The organism is Sorangium sp. KYC3313, from assembly GCF_052075895.1.
Taxonomy (GTDB): Bacteria; Myxococcota_A; Polyangia; order Polyangiales; family Polyangiaceae; genus Sorangium; species Sorangium cellulosum_B.
Genome location: NZ_CP197255.1, coordinates 9,354,335 through 9,371,795, shown reverse-complemented (window position 1 = coordinate 9,371,795; position 17,461 = coordinate 9,354,335). Strand labels below are relative to the sequence as shown.

Sequence of the window (17,461 nt, the reverse complement as noted above, 5' to 3'; positions counted from 1 at the left end):
CAGCTGGCCGAGGAGGGCTCGGCCAGGTCGCGACCTTGGCGGCAGCTGGCCGAGGAGGGCTCGGCCAGGTCGCGATCTCGACGGCAGCTGGCCGAGGAGGGCTCGGCCAGGTCGCGATCTCGACGGCAGGTTGGACACGAGGGGCTGGTCAGGTCGAGGCCTCTGGCTCAGGAGAGAGACGAGCGAGGTCGAGGCGATACTGCGGGAAGTCGGACGGGGAAGCGAACCGCCATGCCGCCAAGGGCGCCAAGAAACCAGGGGAATGGTAGGAAATAACGCCGAGACGGCGCGTCCTCTCTCCCCTTGGCGACCTTGGCGCCATGGCGGTTTTTCTGCCGATCCGGGGCAACTGCGCGTGCGCCCCGCTCGGCTCGGGCGGCGCAGGCGCCTCCGCGCGAGCAGCGCCGGCTGCGTCCGAGGGGGCAGCGAGATCGACTCCTTTCGTCAACGCCGGCGACAGGTATCATGGCGCCCGCCCTGAACGCGCCGGCGCGCGGTGGAGTCGCTCCCATGCCCGATCCCTACATCTACCAGCGTGACATCGAGACGTACGGCCGCTTCACCGCGTCGCAGATCCAGAAGCTCGTCCTGCCGGTCGACGCGGGGTTCGACAAGGCGCTCCGCACCGTCACGGCGCGTCTCGACGCCGCGACCGAGGCCCTGCGCAAGGCGAAGCTGGACGCGACGGCCGCTCCCGTGCCTCCCGGCGCGTCCCGCGGCTCGAGGGGCGGCCGGGCCAACCCGGTCGCGGCGGGCCGCGGCCTGCTGCGCCGCCTCGTGGAGCACGCCGCCTCGCGGCCCAACGGGGTCGCGCTGGCCCGCGAGCTCCTCCAGGGCCAGACGCTCGCCACCGTGCTGCGCCGCCGCCCCGCGGCGCTCGCCGCGGCGCTGACGCGCGCGATCGAGGCGCTCGAGCAGCACGAGGGGCAGCTGCCCGAGCGCGAGGCGTGGACGGCCGACCTCGAGCGCTCCCGGGACGCCCTCGAGCCGCTCATCCGGAGCGTGCGCAAGACGCGGCTCGCGCGCCGCACCATGACCCCGGAGATGAAGGCCGCGCGCGACGAGTGGCTCACCACCTACGGCGCGGCGAAGCTCCTCGTGGAGTGTGTGCTCCGGCTCCACGGCAAGACGTCGTTGATGCCGGAGATCTTCGGCGATCTCCCGCGCGCCCCCCGCGCCGCCGCGGTGGCTACCGCCGCGCGACGCCCGCCGGCCAGCGCGCCCGCGCCCGCGTGACGATTCCGCTGCTCACGCCGGAGCTTGACGGGTTGAAACCGCCAGAAGAGAGCAGAATTTAGAACCGCCATGACACCACGGACGCCAAGGAGAGAAAGAATCGTGGCGTCCTTGGCGTCATGGCGGTTCATTTCTCTCCTTACCTGCCGTCCCCGCCCCCGAGGTGCGCCCGGAAGAAACGCACGAGGTGCCCGTACTGGAGCACCTGGTTGTCCCGCTTCTGCGCGCCGTGGCCCTCGTCGGCGAACAGGATGAGCTCGGACGGGATCTTCCTTGCCTCCAGCGCCTGCTGGATCTGCACCGACTCGCCCGCGGGGACCCGCGGATCGGACACGCCCTGCACGATCAGCAGAGGCGCCTTCACCCGATCGAGGTACGTGATCGGCGAGAGCTTGAGCAACGCGTCCCGGTCCTTGTCGGGATCACCGTACTCGGAGATCCGGAGGATGCGCCGGTAAGGCGCCGTGTTCTGGAGGAACGTCACGAGGTTGCTCATGCCGACGACGGCGGCGCCCGCGTCGTACGCGCCGGCGAACATGGTCATGCCGATCAGCGAAGAATAGCCGCCATAGCTGCCGCCGAAGATGCCGACCTTCGGCGGCCGGCCCTCGTGGCCGAAGCTCGCCTTGACGAACTTCGCGGCGTCCTCGATGTCCGTGATGATGTCGAGCCGCTTCGCGCCGTCGTCGGCGTGCAGCCATGTCTTGCCGTAACCGTCGCTCCCGCGGACGTTCGGCTCGACGAACACGAACCCGGCGTCCACGAAGATCTGCGCCCGCGCGCTGAACCCTGCCCTGGTCTGGGCCTCCGGGCCGCCGTGAAAATGGACGATCACGGGACACGGCCGCTCGCACCGCGCAGGGCGGCGCACGAACATCGGGATCTGCGCGCCGTCGCGCGCCGGATAGGACTCCAGCGTGGCCGCCGAGAACGCGCCCGGCGCCATCTCGGGCATGCTCGGAGCGTGCCACTGCGAGAGCTTGCCAGTCGTCCAGTCGAGGACATGCGCCGTCGCCGGTGACGTCGAGGTCTCCAGGAGCAGCGTCGTGAAACGGCCGTCCCGCGTCGTCGAGCCCGGGATCACGTGATCCGCCGCCGGGAGCGCGGGCAGCTTGAGCTCGCGGTGCGACCTCGCGTCGAGCGCGCGGAGCCGCGTGTAGCCCCGCTCGTTCACCGTATACAGGATCCTCTTCCTCGCCCGATCGATGGAGAACGCGCTGACGTCGAACGGGATCTCGGGCGAGATCGGCGTGAGCTTCCCCGCCTTCCAGCTGTAGAGCCGGCGGTGCTCCCCGAGGCGCGGCGTGAGCACGAGGACCTCGCCGGGCGCCGCGCCGTACAGGGCCTCGTAGTCCTCGCGCTCGCCCTGCCCGAAGAGGGGAGTCAGCGCGTCGGCGCCCGGAGCGGCCTTCGCGCCGGGCGCCCACTCGAAGAGCTCGCTCATGTTGGAGCCCACGTCCTTCGCGAGCAGCAGGCGGCCGTCGCCCGTGGCGTCCACGGCGCGCCAGATGCCCTCGCGATCGAACACGACCTCTCGCTGCCTCGACGCGATGTCGTACCGGTAGATGACGTACGCGTCCTTCTTGACGTCGTTGGCCCGATAGTAAACGTGCCGCCCGTCGTCGGAGACGAGCTGGAGCTGCGTCTGCACGCCGGGCATGTGCTGGATGGCGACGAGCGGGCCGCCCTTCGTGTCCTGCAAGTAGAGCCCGGGGTTCTCCTCGCCCTTGCGGTCGCGCGAGAGGACGAGGCGCGCGCCGTCCGGCGTGACGTCCGCCACGACGGTCGGATCCTCGCCGCCCGTCAGCTGGAGCGGGAAGCGCTGCGGCCCGTCGAGCCGGAAGACCTGCCTCGTCCCCGTGATCGTCCAGGTGAAGTAGAGCGCCTTGCCATCCGGCCCGAGGACGCCTCCGGAAGGCGCGCGCACGTCGAGCATGGCCTGGATCCGGCGCGAGACGTCGTCCGGGAGCGGAGGCGGCGCGTAGCGCGCCAGGATCTCCGGAGAGACGCTCGCCGCGCCGTGCCCCGCGTACCCGGGCCGCTCCGGCGCGGGCGCAGGCCGCGACGGTCCGGCGGGCGATCGCGGCTCCGGCGGCGCCGGGGGCGCGGACGCGGCAGGCCGAGGCGCGGCCGCCGGAGGGGCCGGCGCGCACGCCGCGGAGAGGGCGAGGGAGCCGAGCAAGCCGAGCAAGGAGCGCCGCGCGGCGCCATGGCGCCCGCGCCGCGTCGAGGAGGACGACATGCGGCGCATTTCGCCGGAGCGGGCGCACGCCGGCAAGGCCAAAGGCCGCGCGGCGCAGGCAAGGTCGAAGGCCGCGCGGCGCGGGCCCGCCTCAGTCGGGCTCGCCCGGGAGCTTCGCGCGGCCGAGGGCCGCTTCCGCCGCCGCCAGCTGCGCCGCGAGCTTCCGCAGCTCCTCGGCTTCCTCGCCCTGGAGCGAGATGTTCGGGACGAGGGCGTTCAGGGCGCGGCGGTTGTACGCGAGCCCGAGCGGCGAGCCCTTCTCGAGGTTCATCACCATCGACTCGGCCAGCATCGCCAGCGCCTCCCGGTGCAACCCCTTCGCCGAGAGCACCTCCGCGAGCGCGGCCGTCGAGCGGGCCAGGCCGAGCAGGTCGCCGAGCGCCTCCTCGGCCTCGATCGCCGCGGTCAGGCGCTGCGTCGCGCGGTCGAGGCGGCCGTTGCGGAGCTCCAGCCGGCCGATCGTCTCCCACACCCGGGCGAGCTCCCGGGTGTCGCCGAGCTGCTTGTAGGCGCGCTCCGCGGCGAGCGCGTGGTCGAGGCCCATCGACAGCGCGTCGGACTCGCGCCCGGGGCGGGCGGGGACGTGGAGCGGGATCCGCGCGAAGAGGTGGTCGGTCTCGGCGAGCTCGACGCGCGCCGACGGATCGACCCGGGCCCGCTCCTCGAAGGTCCGGCGCGACTCGACCAGGAGGTGCGTCGCGCGGACGGGATCGCCCATGCGCACGTGGACCGCCGCCTGATCGTTGAGCAGCCGGGCCGCGCCGAGCGCGTCCCCGGCGTCGAGCAGCAGGCGGCTCGCGGTCGCGAGCTCCTCCAGCGCGCGCTCCAGCGAGCGCGCATCGCCCATGTCGTAACAGACGCTCGCGACGAGCGCGGCGACCTCGGCGTGCAGCTCCGGCGGGTCGCCGTGCGCGAGGAGCGCGCGCGCGGCGTCGAGCACATCGAGCGCGCCCGCGAGCGTGCTGGCCGGGTCCGGGCCGGCCGCCTGCCATTGCACCCGGGCGATGCCCGCGAGCGCGCCGATGCGGAGCCGGCGGCGCGCGGGCGTGGCCGGCATGCCGTCGAGCAGCGAGAGCGCCTTCCGCCCGTAGCTCAGCGCCTGGGCGTACGCTCCCATGGCCGCCGCCTCGACCGCGGCCGCGCAGTAGCGCCGCGCCGCTTCCTCGTGCTCGCCCGCCTCGGTCAGGTGCGCCGCCGCGCGCACGTCGTGGAGGTGGCGCCCAGCGCCGTGCGCCGCCGCGCTCGCGGCGCCCGCTGCCTCGGCGCGATCGGGCGCCGCGGGCGCCGGGTACACGGACACGCCGAGCGGCGCGGCGGCGCGCAGGGACTCGGCCGCGGCGCGCCCGGCGACGGAGTCGGCCGCCGCCGGCCAGGAGAAGGCGTGGCGGGAGCCGGAAGACGATCGCTCGGACAGCGCGGCAGGGACGCGCACCGAGGCCCCGCGGGCCGAGCGGCTCGGCTCGTCCGGGAAGGCGCCGCTGAGGGACGCGAGATCGCGGGGCACCCGCATCGGCCCCGGGATGGGCGCGTCGAGCGAGTCGGGCGGGGCGTCGAACAGGATGGACTCGGGCGGCTCCGAGACGCGGCGGCTCTCGGGGCCGCGGTGGAACAGATCGGCGTAGGGCCACGCGGGATTGCCGGGCCCCGCGGAGGCCATCGGCGCGGGCCTGTCCTGGGTGACGCGCGGCGGCGCGCGGCGCGAGTTGCTCATGGACGCACCGCCCGTGGGGGCCACGGCTGGCGGCGGCCTCAGCGTCTCGGCCGCCCGCGGCTCCCCGCCGCGCGCCACCGAGAGCGTGGGGTCGGCGGTCTTCTCCCAGTCGTCCGCGGTCGACGCGCCGCCGGCTTCGGGGGTCGGCCCGCCGGCGACGGGCGCGCCGGGCGAAGCGGCCGCCGGCGACGCCGTCGCCGGCGACGGGCCCACCGGCGGGGGCGCGGCGGCCATCGTGCGCGGCGTCGCCATGGCGGGCAACGACGCGGACGGCGGCGCCGTCGAGAGCGGCGGCACCCCGGCCTTCGCCTGCGCGGCGGCGGCCCTCGTGGTCGGGTCGTCGCCGCGAGGCACGCCGAGGTTCGCTCCGCCGAGGACGTGCCGCTCGACGGCCGACGTGAGGATGGCCGCGCTCTGGGTCGGCGGCGCCGCGGCATGGGCCGGCGGCGCCGCGGCATGGGCCGCCTGGTGATCGGCCGCGACGACGCCCGGCGCGGCGCGCGGCTCGCGCGCGGCCGGGGCGTCCGGCTCGCTCCGCTCCTCGATGAGCAGCGTCGCGAGCCGCCGGTGCCACACGCGGGCGAGCGACGGGAGGATCGAGCCGCGGAGCGTATCGACGGTCTCCTGCGGGAGATGGAAGCGCCCGTCGCCGCGGTCCTCGACCGGGACACCCGCGTCCGCGGCGCGCTGCAGCGCCTCGAGCACGTCGAGCGCGTCGACGCGGAGGAGCGCGGCGACGAGCTCGCTCTCGAACCCCGAGCCGACGATCGCGCCGGCCCGGAGCACCCGGAGCACCTCGCCGGGCAGCTCGCGCACCGCGACCGGCGGCGGCGGCGGCGGCGGGGGCGTGGTCGCGCTCGTCAGCGTGATCGCGCCGTCGGACGGCCGGAGGAGCGCGTCGGCTCCGCAGGCGGCGCGTATCGCGTCGACCAGGCCGCCCGCGGGGCCGGTCGGCGCGTGCAGGCGGAAGGAGAGGACGAGCGCGACGCGGAGCGCGTCGGGCCGGGACACCACCCGGCGCAGCACGTCGAGCGTGGCAGGATCGGCGTGCTCGACCGCGTCGAACACGATGGCCCACGTGCGATCCGCCTGCTGCGCGAGGCGGTTGGCGGTCTCGATGAACTCGGCGTCCACCATCAGCTCGTGCACGTCGCCGAGGAGGCGGCGCCGGAGCCCCGAGGCGGCGCGGCTGCGCGCCTGATCGAGCGGCGGCAGCGCCCCGCCGGCGAGGCGCTCGATCTGGGTCCGCGCGTCGCGCAGCGGCCCGAGCGTCGTCTCGGGGACGTCGCAGCGCACGCGCACGATCCGCAGCCCGAGCCGCGCCGGCGGATCCCCGGGGACGATGTTCAGCAAGGCCGTGTGCCGGCCCTCGGAAATGCGCTGCCAGAGCTGTTCCACGGTCCGCTCCTCCTCTCTCCAGGCGCACACGGCCCAGAGTGGGGCGCATCTTCGTGCGCTACGGGATCCTCCGCGCCGTTCGGCTCGCTGCGGCGTACTTTCGCGCGCCTCGCTCGCCTGCCTCGCGGCTCAGCCCGTATCCTACGAGCCTGCGCGCTGCTCTAGTATCCCCAGAGGAACTCCGCGCGGGCGAACGCCGTGAAATAGCTCCCCGGACCGTCGCCCGCGCCAGGGAGGAGCAGCGTGTACTTGCCGGCGAAGCCGGCGGCGAACTCGCGATTGAACGCGTAGTCGATGCCGAACGGGATGGAGACCCCGAACTGCCCCCGGTGGCAGCCCGGCTGGCCAGACGAGCCGCAGGGCGCGAGGCGCACACTGTCGTATGCGCCGGTCATGAGGCCGACGTAGGGGACCCACTGCAGAATATCGATGACGTACGTGGCGCCGGCGGATGCGCCGAGGAGCATGAGATCGCCCCCCGGGTGGGACGCGGTGTTGACCTCGGCGACCGCGTTGAAGGCGTCCGTGAGCCCGTAGGCGAGGTGCAGGCTGCCGCCGATCCCCGGGTACGTCCCGCCGTCCGCGAGGAGCGCGTACCCGACGCCGGCGCCGGCATGCCATTGCCGTTCAAAGGCGTCGGCCCGCGAGGGGGCCAGGAGCGCGAGGAGCGCGAGCGCGGCGGAGGTCAGCAGGGCGACAGGGGGGCATCTCATGGTCGGTTGCGGCGAGCAGCCCGGAGCGCCCCCGCGACGAACCATGGATCGAGGGCGACGACGGCGCGCGCCGGGCGCTCGATGGGGGCGCGCGGCGCGAGGCTAGCACGCGCGCCGCAGGACATGTTCAGCGGAGCTGCTCGCGGCGACGGGGAGCGCGCGACGCCCCCGCGTCCTCGTCGTCGATCTCGTCGGCGTAGATGCGTGCCGCAGGGTCGGCCGCGCCCTCGCCCGGATCGATGCGGAGCGACGGCCGCGGAAAGCGGACGGCGGCCGCCCCCGAGATCCCGGGGAAGGTGTAGAGGATCTCGCCGCGCTCGCCGATCTCGACGCCCACGTCGCCGGGGCGCTCCTTGGCGAGCTCGGTGAGCAGGGCGTCCGCCTCCGGGGCCGGCAGGTCGAGCGCGACGCCGACCTCCTGCGCGGTGAGCGGGCGGCGGCGGTGCGACGCGAGCGAGAAGATCGCCTGAACCTGGGCGTCGCGCGAGGCCTTCGCCCCGGAGCGGGAGAGCTTCCGCCCGCCCAGCAGGAGGAGCAGGCCGACGGCGAGGGCGACGAAGCCGATCGGCAGGCCGATCGCGAGGCCGGCGATCGACCCCGGGAACAGCGCGGCCGCGCCCAGGCCGAGGAGGAGCGCCAGCGCGGTCCCGGCGATGAGGACCAGCCAGCCGAGCACGCCGGCGACCGCGCCGCCGACCCTGGACGGCTGCCCCGCCAGGCTGACCGATTTGCCCGCGAACGGCAGGCGCTCCCGACCGCACGCGGTGCAGTACGCCGCGAGCCCGCGGTGGATGACCGGCGCGTTCTTTCCGCAATGAGGACACATGAGGACTCCCCCGCGAGCAGATCTTCGCGAGCCAGGCCGTAGCGTAGGAATGAAGCCCCTCCGCCGCCAGGTGTGCGGCCGCGGGATCTCCAGGTTTTTCGAGGGCGCGCGGCGCGGGTCGGCGTGGGTCGCGTCGGCCAGCGTTGGCCAGCGTCGGCCAGCTTCAGCCAGCGTCGGCCAGCGTCAGCCAGCGTCGGCCAGCGTCAGATTCCGAGGTAACGCGCGATCTCGGCGCGGGCCGGGTCGGAGGCCACGGCGCGCAGGGCGTCGTACCGGCGTTGCCATGCGGCCGCGCTGCCTTCATCTCCGCGCCATCGCGCCGCTTCGGCGCGGGCGAAGGTGTAGCGCCGGAGCGAGAAGCGCGAGGCGTCGAGCGCGAGGAAGGCGTCGAGCCACACCTCGGGATCGCCCTCGCCGTCGCCGAGCAGCTGGGCCGACAGCGCGGCGTACGGGACGAGCGCGGGCGGCGCGTCGCCGCGCCGGCGGAGGGCGGCGTAGCGGAGCGCGCGGCGCGCGGGCGGCGGCGCGTCGCGCGCGGCGCTCCAGGTGGAGAGCGCGCGCGAGAGCGCCGGCTGGCCGTCGCGCGCCCAGGGCGCATCGAGGCTCGCGAAGCCGACCCACGGCCAGGCGGCGGCGTGGTCCGCGGGCAGCTGGGCGGGCGGGCTGCCCTGGCGGAGCGGCGAGTCGCCCGGACGGAGCGCGAGGGAGAGCCGGGTCCAGCGCGATCGCGCGTCGAGCAGGGCGATCTCGGCGCGGGCAGGCGTCGCCTCGCCGGTGGACACCGCCGCGCGCGCGGCGGCGGCCTCCTCGTCGGCGAGCACGGCCGCGCGCGCGGCGTCGCGCCGGCGCCCGCGCGAGGCGAGGAGCTCGGCGCGCTGCAGGAGCACGGCCGCGCGGAGCGCTGGCGGCGCGGAGGCGAGGTCGATGCGCTCGACGAGATCGAGCGCGCGATCGCGCGCGCCGGCGAGGGCCCACGCGCTCGATCGCGCGAGCGCGCGGGCCGCCTCCGGCGCGAGCTCCGGGGCGAGCGGGCCAAGGCGATCCAGCGTGTCGACCGCCCGGGGCGCGTCGCCTTCGAGCGCGAGCTCGCGGGCGGCGCGCAGCGCGAGCGCGCCCGCGGCGGCGCGCAGCGCGTCGGCCTGGGACGGCGAGAGCTGGGGGGCGGCGGCCAGCTCGGCGGCGCGCGCGGCGGCGCGCGCGCGCAACGACCCGGCGATCGCGGGCCTCGCGAGCCCGCGCTCCGGGAGCCAGTCGAGCGCGCGCAGCGAGCCCGCGGGCAGCCCCGCCGGCGCGCGGGGGGCCGCGCGCGCCGGGGCGCCGTCGAGGCCTGCCTCTCCGGTCGCGGGCTCGTCCCCATCGTCGTCCGGCCGCGCGAGCGCGGCCGCTTCGGCCGCGTCGAGCGCCTCGTCCTCCGCCAGCACGACGGCGAGCAGATCGCCGCGGGCCTCGGGATCGAGCGCGGCCGAGGCGCCGAGCAGGTCGCGGATCGCGCGCGTCGCGCGCTGCGTCGCCTCGGCGGCGCCCTTCCTGGCCGCGGCGAGGCGGGCGCGCTGCGCGAGCCGCACCTCCACGGCGTCGGCCACGCCGGCCTCGGGGGCTTCCGGCATCGGCGGTGGCTCCACGCCGGCCCGCGCGGCGCAGGCGACGAGGACGGCGCGGACCTCGCCCCAGTTGCGCGCCATGCCGGCGTAGCGCCTCGATGCCCGGTCGTCCTGGTTGAGCGTCAGGAGCTCGATGCCGCGCTTCGCCTCGGCGCTGGCGCCGAGGCAGAGGATCGCGCCGGTGGTCGTGCGCAGGTCCTCGTCGCGGGGCTCCATCGCCGCGTACCCCTTGGCGATCGCGAGCGCGCGCTGCAGGTCGCCCTCGGTGAGCGCGGCGCGGAGGGTGTGCACGCGCACGTGCCAGTCGGTCCAGCGGTCCGGCTGCGAGAGGAGCGTGCGGCGATCGCCGAGCCTCGCCGCCTCGCGGCCGAGGTTCGGCGCGCCGCAGGCGGGCCCGAGCTCATCGAACGTGACGCGCCCGGTCCCGGCGGCGACCGTGGCCTGGGCCGTCGCCACCGCCTCGCTCGCGCCGGCGAGCGCCGCGCCATCCGGCCGACCGACCGCGGCGTCGGTGTAGTCGGCGACCGCTGCGCGCACGCCGAGCTCCTCGGCCAGCGCGCTCGCCGCCCTGTAGGTCCAGGGCAGCCGCGAGGGCAGCGCGAACCAGCGGATCTCGGGCCTGCAGTCGGGCAGCGCCGGGCCGCGCGGCGCCTCGATCGAGGCGAGGCACGCGGCGGCGGTGCGCGTGCCCACGAGGACCGCCGCGACAGGGCCAAGGAGAGCGAGCGCGGGCACCGCCACGGCCGCCGCCGCGAGCGCCAGGGCGAGGGGCTGCCGCCAGGGCGGCCGCGCGGGCGAGGCGTCGCGGTGGAGCGGGGAGCTCCCGTCGCGCTCACGAGGCCGTGGGGTGGGCTGCGCGCACACGGGACGGCTTTTAGCCCACGGCACGGCCGAGCGACACTGCCTCCGCGACGCAGCGCGCGCCACGTCCCGGGAGCCGGCGTGACCCGCGGAGCGCGCGCCGTGCGACGTTGACGAGCGCCGACCCGGCGCGCGCGGCTAGGGCGCGCTCCGGCCCTCGGCGGCGCCGGCGTCCGGGGCGAGGAGCGCGCCCGCGAGATCCGCGACCGCCGACAGATCCTCGACGCCGGTGACGTCGAGCTCCAGCCCGCGGGCGAGCTGCGGCGCGCTGGCGAGGGCGACCTCGGCGACGGTGAGCTTCCGCCCGGTGAGCTGGTGGAGCGACGTCACGCCGTGCTCTCGGATGCCGCAGGGCACGATCAGCTCGAACGCCTTGAGGTCCACCGCGATGTTGAAGGCGAAGCCGTGCATCGTGAGCCATCGCGACAGGCGCACGCCGATCGCGCCGAGCTTCGCGATCTCGCGCGCCCACTCGGCGCCGCCCCACGCCTCCGGGGCGGCGCGATCGACCCAGACGCCGATCATGCCGTCGACCACGCCGCCCTCGACGTGGTGCTCGCGCGCGAGCAGGATCATCACCTCCGCGAGCGAGCGCACGTACCTGCGCACGTCGCAGCGGTCCGGCCTGAGATCGAGCAGCGGGTAGCACACGAGCTGGCCGGGGCCGTGGTAGGTGACGTCGCCCCCGCGCCCCGTCGCGACGAGGTCGATGTCGCGCTCGTCCAGCGCGCGGGCGTCGAGGAGCACGTTCTCGGGGTTCGCTCGCGGGCCGAGCGTGATCACGGGATCGTGCTCCAGGAGCAGGATCGTGTCGCCGAGCCGCCCCTGCGCGCGCGCCTCGACGAGCTGCTTCTGCAGATCGTGGATCGGGGCATAGCGGCGCCGGCCGATCCACACGGCGCGCGCGCGCCTCGGCCGGGGCGCCTCGACGGCCGTCGCCTGGCCGTCCGCGGGCTGGAGGAGGTCGCGGAGCGAGGTGGTCGGCATGGCTACTCCGGGACCTTCTCGCCCCGCGCCCGCCGCTCGTCGCGGTAGGCCTCGATGTGCGTCGTGAAGGTGGCCGCGACCTCGGGGTCGAACTGCGAGCCCGAGCACCGCTCGATCTCGGTGATCGCGACCTCGTGGGGGAGCGCGCGGCGGTACGAGCGGTCGCTCGTCATGGCGTCGTACGTGTCGGCCACGGAGATGATGCGCGCGATGATCGGGATCTCGTTGCCCCGCATCCGGAGCGGGTAGCCGCGCCCGTCCCAGCGCTCGTGGTGCAGGTGCACGCCGGGGATGAGCGGGTGCAGGAACTTGATCGGGTCGAGGATGTCACGCCCGTAGGCGGGGTGCCGCTTGAACACCTCGTACTCGTCGTTCGTGAGCTTGCCCGGTTTGTTCAGGTTGAGCACGCAGCCGATCTTGCCGATGTCGTGCATGAGCGCGCTCTGCCGGACGATCTCGATCTCGTGCGGGCCGAGGCCGAGCCGCTGCGCCAGCAGCACGGCGTAGACGGCGACCCGATCCGAGTGGCCCGAGGTGTAGCGGTCCATCTTGTCGATCGCCTTGGCGAGGCCCTCGATCGTCTGCTGGAACGTCGCCTGGAGATCCTGGTAAAGGCGCGCGTTCTCGATCGCCGCGGCGGCGCGCGAGCCGATGATGCTGAGCAGCTTGCGCTGCCCCTCGTCGAAGCGCCTCGTCCGCGTGAACGACGCGACGGCGAGGAAGCCCATGAGCCGCTTCTGGATGCGGAGCGGCACGGCGACGAGCGACTGGAGCGGGAGCGCCGGCTCCGCCGCGAAGAACCTGAGCCCCTTCACGCCCTGCTCGAGCAGCTGCGCGTCGGGGCGGAAGTGCTCGAGCACGAGCGCCGGGTCGAGCCGCCCGAGGTCGGCGCCCGCCGGCATGGACGGGCCGCGGAGGTGCTGGCGCTCGAAGAAGCCCCCCTCGCCGTCGTCGAGCCAGGTCGAGATGAGATCCCCGCACACCTCGTGGAGGCAGCTGTCCGCGACGGTCTCCAGCACCTGGTCGAGCGAGAGGCTCGCCGCGATGGCCTCGCTCACCTTGTAGAGCGACACCGCCTCGCGCAGCCGGATGTTCTCGGCGGCCATCCGTTGCTTCTCGATCCCGCGCTGGACGACGTGCACCACCTCGTCCAGCTTGAACGGCTTGAGCACGTAGTCGTAGGCGCCGCGCTTCATCGCGTCGATCGCGGTCTCGACGGTGCCGAAGCCCGTCATGATGACCGTGAGCGCGTTCGGCGCCGTCTTGCCGATCTCGTCCAGCAGCGCGATGCCGCCCATCCGCGGCATCTTGAGATCGCTGATCACGAGATCGTAGTGACCCTTCGTGAGCTCGCTCAGCGCGCTGGAGCCGTCCTCCGCCGTGCGGACGTAGTAGCCCTCCATGCCGAGGAAGTCGGCCAGCATGTCGCGGATCACCTTCTCGTCGTCCACGACGAGGATGCGAGGGCGGTCTTCTGGAAACGTGGACATGCGGCCGGTAAGCCTACCAGATCCGCTCGCAGCGCATCGCACCAAGGTGGGCGGGGCGGGCACAGGAGCGGACCCGCCTCGCCGGGGCGGCCGATCCACACGGCGCGCGCGCGCCGCTCAGTCCTCGTCGCCGGTCGAGATGATGGGGTGCCGGATGGTCCGGGGTGACTCGTCCAGATCCGGGACGCGGATCGAGATGGGCCCGGGGCTGCGGATGGAGGGAGGAGGCGCGGACTCCGCGTCCTCGGGGCGGAGCGGGATCATCCTGCTGCTCGGCGCGGGCTCGTCGCTCGCGGTCGTCAGGACGGGCACGGCGCGCTGCTCGCCGAGGGCGTGCTTCTGCTCGAGGAAGCGCAGGACCGAGGGGCCGGTCGAGCGCTCCAGCGCGGAGCGCAGATCGCCGGGCAGCGTCGACTCGATGATCATCTTCACCCCGGTGCGGGGGTGCTCGATCTCGATGCGCACGAGGTGCACGAACGAGCGATCGAGCCCGTGCTTCTCCTCGAAGTACCGGTTCGTGGGCACGTGGCCGTAGCGCTCGTCGCCGAGGATCGGGTGCCCGATCGCGGCGAGGTGCCGCCGGATCTGGTGCGTGCGCCCGCCGTCCGGGATGACACGGAGGATCGAGTGGCCCGAGGCGACCGCGAGGCGGCGGTACCGCGTGCGCGCCGTGTACGTGCGCGTCCCTTCGCGGAGATCGCGGGTGATCGCGCCCTTGCCCGGCGTGACGCCCTTGGCCGCGGCGAGGTAGATGAGGCGCCCCGTCTTCGCGAGCGCCTCGCCCCAGCGCGCGGCCGCCTCCTCGCTCCGCGCGAGCATGACAAGGCCGCTCGTGCCCGGATCCAGCGGGTGCACGATGATGGGCGTCGTCGTGCTGCCCGGGATGCGGGCGCACCGCGCGAGCAGCGAGCCGAGGTACTCCGGCTGCGTGGCCACCGGCTCGTGGGGGCCCTTCTCGACGACCAGCACGCCGTCGTCGTCGTAGATGACCTTCGGCGCGGGCGGGGGCGTCCGGCGGAGGGCGGCGATCGTCTCGATCTCCTCCGTGAGCGGGATCATGTCGAGCGGCGTGAGCTCCGTCGACGAGTACCCGAGGCGGCAGAAGTGATCGAGGTCGCGCGCGAGCGTGTCGGGATCACACGAGACGTAGACGAGCAGGGGCGCGCCGAGGCGCGCGATCGCCTCGCGCGCCGTCGGGGAGACGCCGCGGCGCGGCGGGTTCACCACGATGCCGTCGAACTTCTCCGAGCTGTTGACGAGGGAGCCGACGATCTCCGCGACGTCGCCGGTGCGCACCTCCACGCGCTGGCTGAGGCCCTGGGCCTCGGCCGCGGCGCGGGCGTTCGCCGCCGCGGGCGCGAAGGACTCGACCATCAGGACCCGGTTGCCGCCCTGCGCGAGGGCGAGCGAGATCGCGCCCGAGCCCCCGTACAGATCGAGGATGCGCGGCGGCTCCTTGCGCCGGGAGGCGGGGCCGAGCGCGGCCTCGCCCTCGATGACGGGCCCGTCGTTCTCGAGCGACGCGATCTCGCGGAGCAGGAGGGCGTGCACGCGCGCGGCCTGCGCGCGGTGCGCCTGCACGAACGAGCCGAACGCGGCGATGTGGTAGGTCTGCCCGATCCGGTCCTCCGCGTGCGCGGTGCCGTCGAGCACGATCGTCTCGGGCCCGAGGATCTGCGGCGCCTCCGCGTCGTGGAAGTTCGCCGCGACGCCGATGACGCGCGGGAGCATCGGGCGGATGGCGCGGCCGGCCTCCCGCAGCTCGTCGCGCGTGCACGCGCGCTCGCGCTGCAGGACGAACGTGATCAGCACGAACGCCGGGTTGTCCTCTGTCGCGCCCACCTCCGCGAAGAGCGGCGTCCCGGGCGCGAGGTGGACCTCGCGCAGATCGAGGGCGCGGAGCACGCCGCCCCTCGCCGGGTCGTACGGGAGGAGCAGCGGCCGGACCTCCGGCGGCGGCGACGCGATCAGCTCGCGCAGCCGCGAGGTGACCGCGGCGAGGGCCGGGGTGAGGACCCGGCAGCCCGGGATGTCGACGACCTCGTGATGTCCCGTGCGGCCGTACAGCCCGATCGCGCCGGAGGGGGCGACGATGAGCTTCGCTCGACCGCGATAGCCGGTGATCGGATCGGCCGGGATGACCGAGCTCGTCTGGAGCAGCCCGAGCGATGGGTAGTGCGCGGCTGCGGACACGACCCGAGCACGCTTGGTGCCGAGCTGCTCCGCGTAATCACCCGCGATGAGCGGACAGCCCGCGCACTCGACCGAGTGCATGCACTCGATCAACGTGTTCGGGATCTCGCCTGCCTTCAATGTGCGTCGCACGGGTCCGGACAAAACACCGCCGCCCGATCCCTCTGCGCTGGCGCTCTCGCCCAGCCCGTGCGGTCCTTCGATACCTGCGCCGGAAGCCATTCCGGGGGAGCTTACAGGGGCTCTCGGCCAGCGTCGAAGGTGTAAAAAGGAATCCGTCGAGCTTTTCGTCTGCGGCGCTCGGCGCGCCGGGGAGCGCTCTCGGATCCTGACGAGATCCCGCGCCTTCGCCGGGGCCTGCGGTATGGACGGTGGGCGGTCCAGGCCCCGCTCGCTCCGTCGAGCCAGCCGCCAGGGAACGCAGGGGCCAATGTGGGCGATCCCTGGCGCTGCTCCTTACCTCGGGCCGCGCCGTTCGCGACATCCGTGGTCGTAGCGTCGCAGCGCCCGGTCCGTCCCGCGCGCCTCGCGGGGGCGATGGTAGACTGAGCGCCTCTTGCGCCTTCTGATCGCTTCTCTCTTCGGCCTCCTGGCTGTGCTGCTCGCCCCTCCGGTGTACGCCGGACCCGGCGACAAGGAGGCGAACCAGGGCATGAACGCAGCCAGAGGCGGCTTCTGCAAGCGGGCGATCCCGCTGCTCGAGTCCGCCGAGAGCCAGCGGCATCGTCCGAGCTCGGCGGTTCCGCTCGCCGACTGCTACGTCAAGCAGGGCGAGCTGCTGAAGGCCAGCGAGATCTATCACAAGGTCGCGAGCGAGAAGAAGGCGCCCGGCTACAACGCGCGGGATGTCAAGGCCATCACATCGGCCAAGAAGAAGGCAGCTCAGCTCGATGCGCGCATCCCGACGCTCGTCGTCAAGCCGGCGGAGCCGTACGAGGGGCTGGTGGTCGAGATCGACGGGGAGGTGATCCGCGAGCCGTCGGCGCCGCACCGGTTCGATCCGGGCGAGGTGCTGGTGATCGTCGCCAGGGCCGAGGGCCACGAGGAGACGTCGCAGAAGATCACGCTGAAGGAGAAGCAGCGGCGCGAGATCAAGCTGCGCCTCAAGCCGAAGCCCGGGGGGAAGAAGCCGCCGGAGAAGCCGGTCGCGAAGAAGCCATCGGAGAAGCCGCCGCCGGAGAAGCCGGCCGCAGAGAAGCCGTCGGAGAAGAAGCCACCGGAGAAGCCGATCGCGAAGAAGCCGCCGGAGAAGAAGCCACCGAAGAAGCCGGTCGCGAAGAAGCCACCTCGCGCCGCCGAGAAGCCGGTCGCGAAGAAGCCGCCTCGCGCCGCCGAGAAGCCGGTCGCGAAGAAGCCGCCTCGCGCCGCCGAGAAGCCGGCCGAGGAGACGCCGCGCGTCGCGACGGGCCCCGACGAGAGACCGAAGCCCGCCGTCGAGATGCCCGAGCCCACGCAGCCCGGCCCGCGCAGGCAGCGCGATCTGTGGCTCGGCGCAGGCTTCCAGGGCTTCTTCATCCCTCAGCTCATGTTCGGGCTCCTCGGAGAAGGGGGGCGGGACGTCCTCGTCCCCGGCGGAGACATCTCGCTGTCCACGCGGCTCGGGCGGCGGTTCGATCTCGTCTTCTCGGTCGCCTACGCGCGCTTCCGGATGCAAGAGACGCCGTTCAAGCCGAAGGGACACCCGGACACCGACTACGAGATCGTCGAGAGCGATCTCCAGGCGCTCCAGGCGGGGGTCCGCCTGGTCTGGAACATCCCGCTCGATCGGGACGAGCTGTTCGCCTTCCGCGTCGGGGCCGGCCTTGGCGTGGGCTGGACGTTCATGGGCGACCTCTACCGGACCCAGGCATATCCCGGCGACGCGGTGCCCGGCGACCCGGGCTCCTTCGTGCCTGGGGACCCGTACCGCTATGTGAAATGCCGCGGGCCCAACAACCCGGTCGGGAGCTTCCGGTACTGTAACCAGCTCGACTACGACGCGGATCACTACCCCGGCTATGTCGAGCCGAGCTGGTTCACCCGTCCCAAGGGGCGGCCTCAAGGGCTGCGGCCGCTCGTCTATCCGTGGCTCGTCCTGCCCGAGATCGGGCTCGCGCTTCGCCCGTGGGACCGCGTCGCGTTCGACCTCCGGGTCGGCGCCTCCGTGACGGGCCTGCTCGGAGGGCTCGGCGTCCGCTTCGCCCTGTGACACGCCTCGCGCGGC

At 74.3% G+C, this 17,461-nt stretch carries 10 protein-coding genes; 2 read left to right on the top strand and 8 right to left on the bottom strand.

Annotated features, from left to right (window positions below):
• The first annotated feature begins 510 nt into the window (after nucleotides 1-510).
• Entirely contained in the window at nucleotides 511-1,236 is a 726-nt protein-coding gene (locus ACSRUE_RS35455; protein WP_441287449.1) for a hypothetical protein, read from the top strand.
• 139 nt (nucleotides 1,237-1,375) lie between these two features.
• Here ACSRUE_RS35455 and ACSRUE_RS35450 read toward each other — a convergent pair whose 3' ends face one another.
• The 8 genes from ACSRUE_RS35450 to ACSRUE_RS35415 form a co-directional block, all read right to left on the bottom strand.
• Nucleotides 1,376-3,478 (bottom strand): S9 family peptidase, encoded by a 2,103-nt coding sequence (locus tag ACSRUE_RS35450; RefSeq protein ID WP_441287448.1) that lies wholly within the window; start codon nucleotides 3,476-3,478, stop codon nucleotides 1,376-1,378.
• 91 nt (nucleotides 3,479-3,569) lie between these two features.
• Nucleotides 3,570-6,587, bottom strand: a complete 3,018-nt coding sequence (locus tag ACSRUE_RS35445) for a hypothetical protein (RefSeq protein WP_441287447.1) — start codon at nucleotides 6,585-6,587, stop codon at nucleotides 3,570-3,572.
• Between the two features lie 161 nt (nucleotides 6,588-6,748).
• A complete protein-coding gene (locus ACSRUE_RS35440) occupies nucleotides 6,749-7,300 on the bottom strand; it encodes a hypothetical protein (protein ID WP_437299583.1) in 552 nt (183 codons plus the stop codon).
• Nucleotides 7,301-7,427: 127 nt separating this feature from the next.
• The gene (locus ACSRUE_RS35435; RefSeq protein WP_437768618.1) at nucleotides 7,428-8,126 is read right to left on the bottom strand and encodes a hypothetical protein; all 699 of its coding nucleotides are present in this window, start codon (nucleotides 8,124-8,126) and stop codon (nucleotides 7,428-7,430) included.
• Between the two features lie 203 nt (nucleotides 8,127-8,329).
• Nucleotides 8,330-10,591: a hypothetical protein gene (locus ACSRUE_RS35430; protein ID WP_441287446.1), complete on the bottom strand. Its 2,262-nt coding sequence runs from the start codon at nucleotides 10,589-10,591 to the stop codon at nucleotides 8,330-8,332.
• A 135-nt stretch (nucleotides 10,592-10,726) separates the two neighbouring features.
• A complete protein-coding gene (gene lipB, locus ACSRUE_RS35425; RefSeq protein WP_441287445.1) occupies nucleotides 10,727-11,575 on the bottom strand; it encodes a lipoyl(octanoyl) transferase LipB in 849 nt (282 codons plus the stop codon).
• Nucleotides 11,576-11,577: 2 nt separating this feature from the next.
• A complete protein-coding gene (locus ACSRUE_RS35420; protein ID WP_437768615.1) occupies nucleotides 11,578-13,065 on the bottom strand; it encodes an HD domain-containing phosphohydrolase in 1,488 nt (495 codons plus the stop codon).
• A 117-nt stretch (nucleotides 13,066-13,182) separates the two neighbouring features.
• Nucleotides 13,183-15,390 (bottom strand): pseudouridine synthase, encoded by a 2,208-nt coding sequence (locus tag ACSRUE_RS35415; RefSeq protein ID WP_441287444.1) that lies wholly within the window; start codon nucleotides 15,388-15,390, stop codon nucleotides 13,183-13,185.
• 424 nt (nucleotides 15,391-15,814) lie between these two features.
• Between ACSRUE_RS35415 and ACSRUE_RS35410 the strand changes: the two genes are divergently transcribed.
• Nucleotides 15,815-17,446, top strand: a complete 1,632-nt coding sequence (locus ACSRUE_RS35410) for a hypothetical protein (protein ID WP_441287443.1) — start codon at nucleotides 15,815-15,817, stop codon at nucleotides 17,444-17,446.
• Nucleotides 17,447-17,461: the final 15 nt, after the last annotated feature.